Origin of the sequence: Streptomyces rectiviolaceus, assembly GCF_039533825.1 — a bacterium.
Classification (GTDB): Bacteria; Actinomycetota; Actinomycetes; order Streptomycetales; family Streptomycetaceae; genus Streptomyces; species Streptomyces rectiviolaceus.
The window spans coordinates 107,939-120,740 of sequence record NZ_BAAAUG010000084.1 but is presented as its reverse complement, the minus strand read 5'-3'; the positions used below and the strand labels follow the sequence as shown (position 1 = coordinate 120,740).

The window sequence follows — 12,802 nt, the reverse complement described above, 5'->3', positions numbered from 1 at the left end:
ATACCCGCTAGATGCCCGCGGCCGCGGACAGGTCGCGCTTGATCGCCGCGAGGAGATCCGTGGCCTCCGCGCGGGCGGTGGGCAGGCCGGACTTCGCCGACACCGGGACCACCACCTCCAGGTAGCACTTCAGCTTCGGCTCCGTGCCGCTCGGGCGCACGATGACGCGGGCCCCGTCGAGCGTGTAGCGCAGGCCGTCCGTGGGCGGCAGCTTGTCCGTGCCCCGCGTCAGGTCCTCGGCCTTCGTCACGGGCAGGCCCGCGAGCGCCGTCGGCGGCTGCTCGCGCAGGCGGCGCATCGCGTCCGCGATCAGGGAGAGGTCCTCCACGCGGACCGACAGCTGGTCGGTGGCGTGCAGGCCGTGCTCGACGGCCAGGTCGTCCAGGAGGTCGAGCAGCGTGCGGCCCTGCTCCTTGAGCTCGGAGGCCAGCTCCGTGAGCAGGAGCGCCGCCGTGATGCCGTCCTTGTCGCGTACGCCGTCGGGGTCCACGCAGTAGCCGAGGGCCTCTTCGTAGCCGTAGCGCAGGCCCTCCACGCGGGCGATCCACTTGAAGCCGGTGAGGGTCTCCTCGTACGCGAGGCCCGCCTTCTCCGCGATCCGGCCCAGGAGGGAGGAGGACACGATCGACTCGGCGAACGTGCCGCGTGCGCCTCGGCGTACGAGGTGGGCTGCGAGGAGGGCGCCCACTTCGTCACCCCGGAGCATGCGCCAGTCGGTGCCGTCCTTGACCGCCGCCGCGCAGCGGTCCGCGTCCGGGTCGTTGGCGATGATCAGGTCCGGGTCCACCTCGCGGGCCTTCGCGAAGGAGAGGTCCATCGCGCCCGGCTCCTCCGGGTTGGGGAACGCGACGGTCGGGAAGTCCGGGTCCGGCTCCGCCTGTTCCGCTACGAGTACGGGGGCGGGGAATCCCGCCCGCTCGAACGCCGCGAGGAGGGTGTCCTTGCCGACGCCGTGCATGGCCGTGTAGACGGTGCGGGCCGTGCGGGGCGAGCCGGGGGCCAGGACGGCGTCCGTACGCGCCAGATAGGCGTTCAGGACGTCGTCCGTGAGGGTTTCCCAGCCGGTCTCGGGGCGGGGGACGTCGTGGAGGGTGGCGACCGCGTCGATCTGCGCCGCGATCTCCGCGTCCGCGGGCGGGACGATCTGGGAGCCGTCGCCGAGGTAGACCTTGTAGCCGTTGTCGCGCGGAGGGTTGTGGCTCGCGGTCACCTCCACGCCCGCGACGGCGCCGAGGTGCCTTATGGCGAAGGCGAGTACGGGGGTGGGGAGCGGGCGGGGCAGCACCGCCGCCTTGAGCCCCGCGCCCGTCATGACCGCCGCGGTGTCGCGCGCGAAGTCCTCCGACTTGTAGCGGGCGTCGTAGCCGATCACTACGGGGCCGTCGGTTTGGTTCTTGGACTTGAGGTACGCGGCGAGGCCCGCGGCCGCGCGGATGACTACGGAGCGGTTCATGCGCATGGGGCCCGCGCCGAGCTCGCCGCGGAGACCGGCGGTGCCGAACTGGAGGGTGCCGCTGAACCGGGCGGCCAGCTCTTCGGTGTCCCCGCTCTCGATGAGCTTGGCGAGCTCCTCGCGGGTGTCGGGGTCCGGGTCCTCGGCCAGCCAGGCCTGGGCCCGCGCGATGAGTTCAGAGTCGTCCAGCACGTGACGTCAGCCTCTCGTATGCGGAGTTCTAATGCGGGGGTTCTCCGGGTACTCCTACCCGGGGTGCGGCCCTGCGGGCGCATTCGCCCGGTGCGGCCCGTCGGGGTGTTCCTGTCCCGCCGCTTCGCGACGGATCTTTCCCGCCCACCCACCCGATCACCCCGCAGCGGGTACACCTACCCGGTCCGGCCTGGTGGGGGCTTCCTGCTCTACCCACCCGATCACCCCGCAGTGGGTACACCTACCCGGTCCGGCCTGGTGGGGGCTTCCTGCCCCACCCGCCCACCCACCCGATTACGCCCGAAGCTCCGGGGCAATCGGGTGGGCGGGCGGGAAAGCTTGTGCGGCAACCGACTCCGACGCTCAGACGCAATCGGACGGGCGGGTGGTCACCAACGCTGCGGGGCAATCGGGCGGGTGGGCGGGAAAGCCTGTGCGGCAGCGATCGCCGCAGGCTGCCAAGCCGCCGTGCAGCGGCACCCCGCCCGGCAACTGGCCGCCGCCTGGCAGAGGCACCCCGCCCAGCAAAGGCGCCCCCGCCCGGACAAGGCGCCCCCGCCAGGAAAAATCAGATGCGGCCCAGGACCTGACCCAGCAGCTCACCCATGCGGGTAGCACTGTCGCGGCCCGCCTGGAGGACCTCCTCGTGGTTCAGCGGCTCGCCCGTCATGCCCGCGGCGAGGTTCGTGACCAGGGAGATGCCGAGCACCTCCGCGCCGGCCTCGCGCGCGGCGATCGCCTCAAGGACCGTCGACATGCCCACCAGGTCCGCACCGATCGTGCGGGCCATGCGGATCTCCGCCGGAGTCTCGTAGTGCGGGCCGGGGAACTGCGCGTAGACGCCCTCTTCGAGGGAGGGGTCGATCTCCTTGCAGAGGGTGCGCAGACGCGGGGAGTAGAGATCCGTGAGGTCCACGAAGTTCGCGCCGACGATCGGCGAGGTGGCCGTCAGGTTGAGGTGATCGCTGATCAGGACCGGCTGACCGGGGCGCATGCCCTCGCGCAGGCCGCCGCAGCCGTTCGTCAGCACGATCGTCTTGCAGCCCGCGGCCACCGCGGTACGCACGCCGTGCGCGACGGCGGCGACGCCACGGCCCTCGTAGTAGTGGGTGCGGCCCAGGAAGACGAGGGCGCGCTTGTCACCGACCTGGAAGGAGCGGATACGGCCGCCGTGCCCCTCCACAGCCGGCGGCGGGAAGCCGGGCAGCTCGGTGACGGGGAACTCGGCGTCGGGCACGCCGAGCGCGTCGACGGCCGGCGCCCAGCCGGAGCCCATCACAAGGGCTACGTCGTGGGTCTCGGCGCCCGTCAGCTCACGCAGGCGCGCGGCGGCGGCGTCGGCGGCGGCGTAGGGGTCGCCCTGGATGTCGTCCGGAATAACTGAAGCGTTCACGCGGACGAGAGTAGCCGCTCACGCCCTACGCGCGTAGATGACGATGCTCACGGGATTCGGATCGTTGTCTTGTCGTTTCCGACGAGAGCCCGACGAGAGCCCGACGAGAGGTCCGACGAGAGCCCGACGAGAGGTCCGAAGTCGGACAGGAGTCGGGCGGAAGTCCCCCGGGGAGTCCCGCCGCCCGCCTAGCAAGGCCGCTTCCGCAGCTCCATCACGTAATCGTGGGGCGCTCCCGCGGTCTCCGCCGCGTCGGCAAGCTCCCCCAGATAGCGGGCGGACGGCAGGCCGCCCTCGTAACCATTGAGTACGTACACCCAGGCGGGTTCCTCGCCGTCGAGGGTGTGCACGCGCACGCGCATGCGCCGGTAGACGTCGAGCCCCACGCCCTCCCACCGGTCCATGGAGTCCTCGTCCATGGGGGCGACGTCGTAAAGCGTGACGAAGACCTGCGAGCGCGGCGCCTCGACGATCGTGGCGAGCGCGCCCTCCCACCCCATGTGCTCTCCGCCGAAGGTCAGCCGCCAGCCGTTCAGCCAGCCGGTCTGGCGCAGCGGCGAGTGCGGGGCGCGGCGTGACATGAGCCGCGGATCCAGATTGCCGGCGTACGCGGCGTAGAGCGACATGTGGTCGAGGGTACGGCAGGCGACGCGTGCGTCCCTCCGGTAACGGAAGTGCCCTTCTTGTAGGGAGAACGGCCCGGATGGAGCCCCCGGGGCGAAGCACCTTGAAGCGTGCGGGACAATGGAGTACGTGACTCGGATCGTGATCATTGGCGGCGGACCCGGCGGATACGAGGCGGCACTCGTTGCCGCCCAGCTCGGCGCGGAGGTGACCGTCGTCGACTGCGACGGTCTGGGCGGGGCGTCGGTGCTCACCGACTGCGTCCCGTCGAAGACTCTGATCGCCACGGCCGAGGTGATGACCAGCTTCGACTCTTCGTATGAAGAGCTCGGCATCATCGTCGCGGACGACACCCCGCACATCGACACGCCGGCGCGCGTCGTCGGCGTCGACCTCGGCAAGGTCAACCGGCGAGTGAAGCGCCTCGCGCTCGCGCAGTCCCACGACATCACCGCCTCCGTCACGCGTGCCGGCGCGCGCGTGCTGCGCGGCCGTGGCCGCCTGGAGGGCCAGCAGGACACCGACGGCTCGCGCAAGGTCGTCGTGCGCGCGGCCGACGGGAGCGAGGAGACCCTCGTCGCCGACGCCGTCCTCATCGCCACCGGCGGGCACCCGCGCGAGGTCCCGGACGCGCTGCCCGACGGCGAGCGGATCCTCAACTGGACCCAGGTGTACGACCTGGACGAGCTCCCCGAAGAGCTCATCGTGGTCGGCTCCGGTGTCACCGGTGCCGAGTTCGCCGGCGCCTATCAGGCGCTCGGGTCGAACGTCACGCTCGTGTCGAGCCGCGACCGCGTGCTGCCCGGCGAGGACCCGGACGCCGCCGCCGTCCTCGAGGACGTCTTCCGGCGCCGAGGCATGAACGTCATGTCGCGCTCCCGCGCCGCCTCCGCCAAGCGCGTGGGCGACCGCGTGGAGGTGACGCTCAACGACGGCCGCGTCATCTCCGGTACGCACTGTCTGATGGCCGTGGGTGCCATCCCGAACAGCAGCGGCATGGGCCTGGAGGAGGCCGGGGTCAAGCTCAAGGACTCCGGGCACATCTGGACCGACAAGGTGTCGCGCACGTCCGCGCCGGGCGTGTACGCCGCCGGTGACGTGACCGGGATCTTCGCGCTGGCCTCCGTCGCCGCCATGCAGGGGCGCATCGCGATGTACCACTTCCTGGGCGACGCGGTGACGCCGCTCAACCTGAAGACCGTCTCGTCGAACGTCTTCACCGACCCCGAGATCGCGACCGTCGGCTACAGCCAGTCCGACGTCGACAGCGGCAAGATCGACGCCCGCGTCGTCAAGCTGCCGCTCCTGCGCAATCCGCGCGCCAAGATGCAGGGCATCCGCGACGGCTTCGTCAAGATCTTCTGCCGTCCCGGTACGGGCATCGTGGTGGGCGGTGTGGTCGTCGCACCGCGTGCTTCGGAACTGATCCACCCCATCTCGATCGCGGTCGACAACAATCTGACGGTCGAGCAGATCGCGAATGCGTTCACCGTGTATCCATCCCTTTCGGGCTCGATCGCCGAGGTCGCGCGTCAACTTCACACGCGGAAGTCGGCGGGCGAAGCCTGATCGCGGACCGATCGTCGGTTGAACGCCGACTGATCGGGTTCGTGCTGGGTATCAACTCCGTGCAGGTCACGGGCTGTTGTCGCCCATTCGCCCGGCATAGGCGGGGTGAGTAGGCGCGTATACCACTTCCCGCCCAGCCGTGCGAACAACTTCTGTAATTCGGCGCAAACTGCTGAAAGCAGACGGTCGTTGGGGTTACTGTCAGTTTCGTGTTCGCTGCAGAACGTCGCCAATTGATCCTCGAAATGGTGCGGGCCAACGGAGCTGTATCGCTCCGGGAGCTCGCCCGCGTCGTCCAGACCTCCGAAGTGACCGTACGGCGGGACGTGCGCGCGCTGGAGGCAGAAGGACTCCTCGACCGCCGACATGGCGGTGCGGTATTGCCGGGCGGATTCACGCGGGAGTCCGGCTTTCCGCAGAAATCACATCTCGCGACCGCCGAGAAGACGGCCATCGCCGATCTCGCGGCGGGACTCGTCGAAGAAGGCGAAGCCATCGTCGTCGGGGCGGGTACGACCACGCAGGAGCTGGCCCGACGGCTCGCGCGGGTACCCGGTCTGACCGTCGTCACCAACTCCCTCTTGGTGGCACAGGCCTTGGCCCATGCCAACCGCGTCGAGGTCGTCATGACCGGCGGCACCCTGCGCGGGTCCAACTACGCCCTCGTGGGCAGCGGGGCCGAACAGTCCCTGCAGGGCCTGCGGGTCTCACGCGCCTTCCTGTCGGGCAGTGGTCTGACCGCCGAACGCGGGCTCTCCACGTCCAACATGCTCTCGGCGAGCGTGGACCGTGCGCTCGTCCAGGCGGCTGCCGAGGTCGTGGTCCTCGCCGACCACACCAAGCTCGGCACCGACACGATGTTCCAGACGGTGCCGACGGACGTCATCACCCGCCTGGTCACGGACGAACCGCCCACGCACGACGACCGCGCGGCCACCGAGTTGCAGGCCCTGGCCGATCAGGGCGTGCAGATCGCGGTCGCGGGCGGGAGCGCGGGCTCCAACTCCGGATCATCAGGGGTGGATTCCGTCCCGGCGCGGCAGCCGCGCCGGGACGTGCCCCTGCCGGGGCAGCGCCGTAACCACGGCGGTCATGGGGCGGGTCCCGGGCAGTTGCGCAGTGCGGTGCTCGGGGAGCAGCAGCCCGGGGAGCGTGCCGCGAGGGTGGCGGATCTACGCCGCCGCTGAACCGGCCGCCGGTGTCGGCCTGTCGGGTGCCGATCCTTCGGGCTTCAGGCCGCGCAGGGTCAGCATCAGGAGGCGGTCGGCCAACTCGGGCTCTTCGGGGGTCTCTTCGGCGGCCAGCGCGATCGCGTTGGTCAGCTGCATCAGATCGCCGATCGAGACACCGGGGCGTACGGCACCGGCCTCCTGCGCCCGCACGAGCAGGGCCGTGCCCGCCTCGCGCATGGGCCTGCTGCATCGGGAGAGTGCCGAACTGTCGTCGTGCGACGCCGACATGAGGGCGCGGGAGAGCCCGCGGTACTCACCCGCATGAGTGATGATGGCGCGGAGCCAGGTCACCAGGGCCGAGCAGGGCTGCGGATCCTCGAGCAGCGCGCGGGAGCGGTCCAGGAGATCGCTCACCGCCTCCTCGAAGACGGCGCTCATCAGGGCGTGGCGGTTGGGGAAGTGGCGGTAGAGGGTGCCGATGCCTACGTTCGCGTGGCGGGCGATGTCCTCCAGCGAGGCATCCGTGCCGTGCTCTGCGAAGGCCGCGCGGGCCTCTGCGAGGAGCCGGTCGTAGTTGCGGCGCGCGTCCGCTCTTTTCAAGCGGGGGCGCTCTTGTGGGCTCTCTGCCATGGCGTGCCTCCCTGACCTGAACGTACGCGTGCCTCAAGTCTGCCCGAAGCGTGCGCACCGTCGATCACCGGCTTCGCCGAGTTCGCCCTCAAACGCCGGACGGGCTGGGTTCCCAGCCCGTCCGGCGTTCGGCTAATCCTTGATCTCGCAGATGACCGCACCGGAGGTCAGGCTCGCGCCCACCTCCGCCGTGAGGCCCTTGATGGTGCCCGAGCGGTGTGCGTTCAGGGGCTGTTCCATCTTCATGGCCTCCAGGACGACGACCAGGTCGCCCTCCTTGACCTCCTGGCCCTCCTCGACAGCGATCTTGACGATCGTGCCCTGCATGGGGGACGCCAGGGTGTCACCGGAAGCCGCCGGGCCCGACTTCTTCGCCGCGCGCCGCTTGGGGCGGGCGCCGCCGGCGGCGGCGGTGCGGGCGATGGTCATGCCCAGCGAAGAGGGGAGCGAGACCTCAAGGCGCTTGCCGCCCACCTCGACGACCACCGTCTCGCGGCCCGGCTCCTCGTCGGTCTCGGCGTCGACCGCCGCGGCGAAGGCAGGGATCTCGTTGACGAACTCGGTCTCGATCCACCGCGTGTGGACCGTGAACGGGTCGGCGGAGCCGGTCAGTTCGGGGGCGAACGCCGGGTCCTTGACGACCGCGCGGTGGAACGGGATGGCCGTGGCCATGCCCTCCACGTTGAACTCCTCAAGGGCGCGCGAGGCCCGCTGCAGGGCCTGCTGGCGCGTCGCGCCGGTCACGATCAGCTTGGCGAGGAGCGAGTCCCACGCCGGGCCGATCACCGAGCCGGACTCCACGCCCGCGTCCAGGCGCACGCCCGGACCCGACGGCGGGGCGAAGGTGGTCACGGTGCCCGGCGCGGGCAGGAAGCCGCGGCCCGGGTCCTCGCCGTTGATGCGGAACTCGAAGGAGTGGCCCCGCATCTCGGGGTCGCCGTAACCCAGTTCCTCGCCGTCGGCGATGCGGAACATCTCACGGACCAGGTCGATGCCGGTGATCTCTTCGGTGACCGGGTGCTCCACCTGCAGACGGGTGTTGACCTCCAGGAAGGAGATCGTGCCGTCGACGCCGACGAGGAACTCGACGGTGCCCGCGCCCTCGTAACCCGCTTCCTTCAGGATCGCCTTCGACGCCGCGTACAGCTCGGCGTTCTGGGCCTCGCTCAGGAACGGCGCGGGCGCCTCCTCCACCAGCTTCTGGTGGCGGCGCTGCAGCGAGCAGTCACGGGTCGACACGACGACCACGTTGCCGTGCTTGTCGGCCAGGCACTGCGTCTCCACGTGCCGCGGCTTGTCGAGGTAGCGCTCCACGAAGCACTCGCCACGGCCGAAGGCCGCGACGGCCTCGCGCACCGCGGAGTCGTACAGCTCGGGCACCTCTTCGAGGTTCCGGGCCACCTTCAGACCGCGCCCGCCGCCACCGAAGGCGGCCTTGATCGCGATCGGCAGGCCGTGCTCCTCCGCGAAGGCCACGACCTCGTCGGAACCGCTCACGGGGTCCGGCGTACCGGCCACCAGCGGGGCACCCGCGCGCTGCGCGATGTGCCGGGCGGCGACCTTGTCGCCGAGGTCACGGATTGCTTGCGGCGGCGGGCCGATCCAGATCAGGCCCGCGTCCAGTACGGCCTGCGCGAAGTCGGCGTTCTCCGAAAGGAAGCCGTAGCCGGGGTGGACCGCGTCCGCCCCCGCGTCCTTGGCCGCAGCCAGCACCTTGGAAATGTCCAGGTAGCTGGTGGCCGGAGTGTCACCGCCCAGCGCGAACGCCTCATCTGCCGCGCGGACATGCAGAGCGTCCCGGTCAGGATCTGCGTAGACGGCTACGCTCGCGATCCCTGCATCCCGGCATGCCCGAGCAACGCGGACAGCGATTTCGCCACGGTTGGCGATGAGCACCTTGCGCACGATGGCTCCCTCCTTGAAACAAGCCGAGTTTAGGGACTGCCGACACGACCTTTCGACCCGTCCCCAATGGTGAGCTTGCCCACACGGAGCGTGATCCGGGGCCTGCCCGTCCGCGAAATCCCTTGTCGCACCACGGTACGCAGGGTCCCTTGCGGGCAGACTAACGCGCCCATGTGGTCAAGGTCTCTGTGAGAGCGTGCTGCGGCAGAGGGGCATTCTTTGTGGAGTCCCTACGAATGGCCCAATGATTCTTTGCCTTCGCCTGAGCCCTTGTCCCTCGGTTTACCCGTTAGTAGCGTTCGCGATGTCTGGGACGTACTAGCGGTAACAGCGGAAGAGGGTGGGCGCCGTGGCGCGTAGACCGGTGGCCTGGGTGGGCGCGATCGTGCTCTTGGTCGAAGCGGTGGGCATCGCGTTGCTCAACTGGTTCCTCGGGCTCGTCGTGAACAAGCAGGACATGTCGCTCGCCGGGCTCGACCCGCGCGCGATGTCCGTGTCGACGTGGATCGCGGGCGGCCTCTTCGGCTTCTACCTCGCGCTGTGCGGCGTCGTCATGGCGCGCTCGGCGATACGCGACCGCGCGCCGGGCGGCTTCGGCCGGCTGCTCCTGATCAGCGCCGCCGTGGTGCACGGGCTGCTCGGCGCGTTCTCGGTCGGCCTGGTGGGCTGGCCCGCCTTCGTCTTCATGATGGTCGTGCTCGGCCTGATCGTGCTGACGCTGGTGGCGTACGACAAGAAGCCCGAGGAGGCCTCCGACGGGCCGCGCGTCAGCAACGGGGCAGCGGGCGGCGGCACGCCGGAGAACGGCGCCCCACAGCCCGCCTGAGCCCTCCTGGGGCGTGTTGTGCGTATGCGGCCTGTGGTGCTGATGCGGCCTGTTGTGTGGGTCTACTCCGCCCACAACTCCGTGATGCCGACGCCCAATTCGGCCAGCAGGCGGCGGAGCAGCGGCAACGAGAGGCCGATGACGTTGCCGTGGTCGCCCTCGATCGAGTCGACGAAGGGCGCCGAGAGGCCGTCGAGCGTGAACGCGCCCGCCACGTGGAGCGGTTCGCCGCTCGCCACGTACGCGGCGATCTCCTCGTCCGAGGGATCACCGAAACGGACGACGGTCGAGGCGAGCGCCGACACATGGCGGCCCGCCACGGTGTCGTACACACAGTGGCCGGTCTGCAGGACACCCGCGCGCCCGCGCATGGACTTCCAGCGGGCGGTGGCCTCCTCGGCGTCGGCGGGCTTGCCGAGCGCCTCTCCGTCCAGTTCGAGGACCGAGTCGCAGCCGACGACCAGGGCGCCCTTCGCGTCCGGGCGCGCGGAGACGACCGACGCCTTGGCCTCGGCCAGGGCGAGGGCGAGCTCGGCGGGGGTCGGTGCGGAGACCGCGTCCTCGTCGACCCCGCTGACGATCACCTCGGGGGCGAGACCGGCCTGGCGCAGGAGGCCGAGCCTGGCGGGGGACTTGGAGGCGAGGACGAGACGGCGGGGCTGTCGGGGCTGATCACTCATGCGGTCAGGTTAGCGAGCCGCGGTGGTGTCTCAGCGGATGCCCCAGTGGGTGCCTGAGCGGTTGCCTCAGTGAGTGCCTCAGTGGATGCCGAGGACGAACATCGCCACGACCATCGCCAGGGCAAGCACGAGTCCCGCACGGCGCATCTTCGCCTGCATGTCCCGCATGTCCTTGGGCGGGTTGTCCTCCGGATCCGACCACAGCATGAGACCGATACTGCGCGCGGTGACGACGGGGCGCCTGAGTACGCGTACTCAGGCGCCCCGGCCCGTCTCACTCATTTCCCGGGTCGCCCCACCCGGCTCATCCGGGCCAGTAGGTGCGGCCCCACGACGTCGGCCCCGGTGCGGGCAGCCGGTCGCGGGCCACGCGCGCGGGATCGGCCCAGGCGTCGAGCACCGCGGGCGCGCCGGACGGCTGGTTCGCGACCGCCGCGGCGCGCGCCTGGACCACCGCGAGCGCGGCGGCCAGCTCCTCCGGGGTGGGATTGCCCCGTACGACCTTGATCATGAACGGTCTCCTCGCTCTCCTCGCTGGGGCACGGTCTAGAGGGGGATGTTGCCGTGCTTCTTCGGGGGAAGGGATTCCCGCTTCGTACGCAGCTGACGCAGGCCCCGCACCAGATGGGAGCGGGTCTCCGACGGCATGATCACGGCGTCGATATAGCCGCGCTCGGCGGCGGAGTACGGGTTGAGCAGCCGGTCCTCGTACTCCTGGATCAGGCGGGCGCGGGTCGCCTCCACGTCGCCCGATGCCTCGGCCGCGGCGATGGTCTTGCGGTGCAGGATGTTCACCGCACCCTGCGCGCCCATCACCGCGATCTGCGCGGTCGGCCAGGCCAGGTTGAGGTCGGCGCCCAGGTGCTTGGAGCCCATGACGTCGTACGCGCCGCCGAACGCCTTGCGGGTGATGACGGTGATCAGCGGGACCGTCGCCTCCGCGTAGGCGTAGATCAGCTTCGCGCCGCGGCGGATGATGCCCGTGTGCTCCTGCTCGACGCCCGGCAGGAAGCCCGGCACGTCGACGAAGGTGATGACAGGGACGTTGAACGCGTCGCAGGTGCGGACGAAGCGGGCGCCCTTCTCGGAGGCGTCGATGTTCAGGCAACCGGCGAACTGCGTCGGCTGGTTGGCGACGATGCCCACCGGGCGGCCCTCGATCCGGCCGAAGCCGGTGAGGATGTTCGGCGCGAACAGCGGCTGCGTCTCGAAGAACTCGGCGTCGTCCAGGACGTGTTCGATCACGCCGTGCATGTCGTACGGCTGGTTGGCGCTGTCCGGGACCAGCGTGTCCAGCTCGCGGTCCTCGTCCGTCAGCTCGAGGTCCGCCTCCTCGGGGAAGGCGGGCGGCTCGCTGAGGTTGTTCGAAGGCAGGTAGGAGAGAAGGGACTTGACGTACTCGATCGCGTCCTTCTCGTCGCCCGCCATGTGGTGCGCGACGCCCGATGTGCTGTTGTGGGTGCGGGCACCGCCGAGCTCCTCGAAGCCGACGTCCTCGCCGGTGACCGTCTTGATGACGTCGGGTCCGGTGATGAACATGTGCGAGGTCTGGTCGACCATGACCGTGAAGTCGGTGATCGCCGGGGAGTAGACGGCGCCGCCCGCGCAGGGGCCGACGACGAGGCTGATCTGCGGGATCACGCCGGACGCGTGGGTGTTCCTGCGGAAGATCTCCCCGTACATCCCGAGGGCCATGACGCCCTCCTGGATGCGGGCGCCGCCGGAGTCGTTGATGCCGATGACCGGACAGCCGGTCTTCAGGGCGAAGTCCATGACCTTGACGATCTTCTGGCCGTAGACCTCGCCCAGGGCGCCGCCGAAGACGGTGAAGTCCTGGGAGAAGACGGCCACGGGGCGGCCGTCGACGGTGCCGTAACCGGTCACGACGCCGTCGCCGTAAGGGCGGTTGGCCTCCAGGCCGAAGTCCGTCGAGCGGTGCTGGGCGAACTCGTCGAACTCGACGAAGGAGTGCTCGTCCAGGAGCAGTTCGATGCGCTCACGCGCCGTCAACTTGCCCTTGGCGTGCTGCTTCTCGACCGCGCGGGCCGAACCGGCGTGCTTGGCCTCCTCGATGCGGCGCTGCAGATCAGCGAGTTTTCCCGCAGTCGTATGGATGTCGATACCTGCCTCGGGGGTGGCGGTGGTATCGCTTGCGGCGCTTGGCACGGGCACGTTGGGCTCTTCCGGCTCGGACATAGGGATGCGGCTCCCTGCCTGCTCAAAGGGGCGACTGGCGGCTTGCGGATGCGGCTTGCGGCTGTGGCTTGAGGCTGTGGCTCGGCTGCTGGTGATCGCTTGCTACTGACTCGTAGGGTATCGGCGCGCATACGGTTCGGCAGTGCGGCGTTTACCACACCT

At 70.1% G+C, this 12,802-nt stretch carries 12 protein-coding genes; 3 read left to right on the top strand and 9 right to left on the bottom strand.

Annotation, left to right across the window (positions count from 1 at the left end; translation table 11 throughout):
- Nucleotides 1-7: 7 nt before the first annotated feature.
- The 3 genes from ABD378_RS23950 to ABD378_RS23940 form a co-directional block, all read right to left on the bottom strand.
- Complete coding sequence (locus ABD378_RS23950; protein WP_344523611.1) at nt 8-1,642, bottom strand: phospho-sugar mutase; 1,635 nt, start codon at nt 1,640-1,642, stop codon at nt 8-10.
- Between the two features lie 571 nt (nt 1,643-2,213).
- Nucleotides 2,214-3,038, bottom strand: a complete 825-nt coding sequence (locus ABD378_RS23945) for a purine-nucleoside phosphorylase (protein WP_344523527.1) — start codon at nt 3,036-3,038, stop codon at nt 2,214-2,216.
- Between the two features lie 188 nt (nt 3,039-3,226).
- Entirely contained in the window at nt 3,227-3,664 is a 438-nt protein-coding gene (locus ABD378_RS23940; RefSeq protein ID WP_344523525.1) for a gamma-glutamylcyclotransferase family protein, read from the bottom strand.
- Between the two features lie 118 nt (nt 3,665-3,782).
- On the opposite strand from ABD378_RS23940, the gene ABD378_RS23935 reads away from it, so the two are divergent.
- Both ABD378_RS23935 and ABD378_RS23930 read left to right on the top strand, forming a co-directional pair.
- Nucleotides 3,783-5,231, top strand: a complete 1,449-nt coding sequence (locus tag ABD378_RS23935; RefSeq protein ID WP_160506852.1) for an NAD(P)H-quinone dehydrogenase — start codon at nt 3,783-3,785, stop codon at nt 5,229-5,231.
- A 209-nt stretch (nt 5,232-5,440) separates the two neighbouring features.
- Entirely contained in the window at nt 5,441-6,418 is a 978-nt protein-coding gene (locus ABD378_RS23930; RefSeq protein WP_344523523.1) for a DeoR/GlpR family DNA-binding transcription regulator, read from the top strand.
- On the opposite strand, the gene ABD378_RS23925 is transcribed toward ABD378_RS23930, so the two are convergent.
- The gene (locus ABD378_RS23925) at nt 6,404-7,033 is read right to left on the bottom strand and encodes a TetR/AcrR family transcriptional regulator (protein WP_344523521.1); all 630 of its coding nucleotides are present in this window, start codon (nt 7,031-7,033) and stop codon (nt 6,404-6,406) included. The two genes, ABD378_RS23930 and ABD378_RS23925, sit on opposite strands and share 15 nt — an antisense overlap.
- A 132-nt stretch (nt 7,034-7,165) precedes the next feature.
- A complete protein-coding gene (locus ABD378_RS23920; RefSeq protein ID WP_344523519.1) occupies nt 7,166-8,938 on the bottom strand; it encodes an acetyl/propionyl/methylcrotonyl-CoA carboxylase subunit alpha in 1,773 nt (590 codons plus the stop codon).
- 349 nt (nt 8,939-9,287) lie between these two features.
- On the opposite strand from ABD378_RS23920, the gene ABD378_RS23915 reads away from it, so the two are divergent.
- Nucleotides 9,288-9,764: a hypothetical protein gene (locus ABD378_RS23915; protein ID WP_344523517.1), complete on the top strand. Its 477-nt coding sequence runs from the start codon at nt 9,288-9,290 to the stop codon at nt 9,762-9,764.
- A 62-nt stretch (nt 9,765-9,826) separates the two neighbouring features.
- On the opposite strand, the gene ABD378_RS23910 is transcribed toward ABD378_RS23915, so the two are convergent.
- From ABD378_RS23910 to ABD378_RS23895, 4 genes are all read right to left on the bottom strand, one after another.
- On the bottom strand, nt 9,827-10,444 hold the full coding sequence (locus ABD378_RS23910; protein ID WP_344523515.1) for a nucleoside triphosphate pyrophosphatase: 618 nt from the start codon (nt 10,442-10,444) through the stop codon (nt 9,827-9,829).
- Between the two features lie 78 nt (nt 10,445-10,522).
- Nucleotides 10,523-10,651, bottom strand: coding sequence for a morphogenic membrane protein MmpB (gene mmpB / locus ABD378_RS23905; RefSeq protein WP_283779090.1), 129 nt, complete (start codon nt 10,649-10,651; stop codon nt 10,523-10,525).
- 97 nt (nt 10,652-10,748) lie between these two features.
- On the bottom strand, nt 10,749-10,955 hold the full coding sequence (locus tag ABD378_RS23900) for an acyl-CoA carboxylase subunit epsilon (RefSeq protein WP_344523511.1): 207 nt from the start codon (nt 10,953-10,955) through the stop codon (nt 10,749-10,751).
- Nucleotides 10,956-10,990: 35 nt separating this feature from the next.
- Nucleotides 10,991-12,640: an acyl-CoA carboxylase subunit beta gene (locus ABD378_RS23895; protein ID WP_344523509.1), complete on the bottom strand. Its 1,650-nt coding sequence runs from the start codon at nt 12,638-12,640 to the stop codon at nt 10,991-10,993.
- Nucleotides 12,641-12,802 lie beyond the last annotated feature (162 nt).

Coding starts and splice junctions, on each gene's coding strand:
- ABD378_RS23935 (WP_160506852.1), top strand. CDS start 3,783: ATGGAGTACGTGACTCGGATCGTGATCATTGGCGGCGGACCCGGCGGA.
- ABD378_RS23925 (WP_344523521.1), bottom strand. CDS start 7,033: ATGGCAGAGAGCCCACAAGAGCGCCCCCGCTTGAAAAGAGCGGACGCG.
- ABD378_RS23910 (WP_344523515.1), bottom strand. CDS start 10,444: ATGAGTGATCAGCCCCGACAGCCCCGCCGTCTCGTCCTCGCCTCCAAG.
- ABD378_RS23940 (WP_344523525.1), bottom strand. CDS start 3,664: ATGTCGCTCTACGCCGCGTACGCCGGCAATCTGGATCCGCGGCTCATG.
- ABD378_RS23895 (WP_344523509.1), bottom strand. CDS start 12,640: ATGTCCGAGCCGGAAGAGCCCAACGTGCCCGTGCCAAGCGCCGCAAGC.
- mmpB (WP_283779090.1), bottom strand. CDS start 10,651: ATGCTGTGGTCGGATCCGGAGGACAACCCGCCCAAGGACATGCGGGAC.
- ABD378_RS23900 (WP_344523511.1), bottom strand. CDS start 10,955: ATGATCAAGGTCGTACGGGGCAATCCCACCCCGGAGGAGCTGGCCGCC.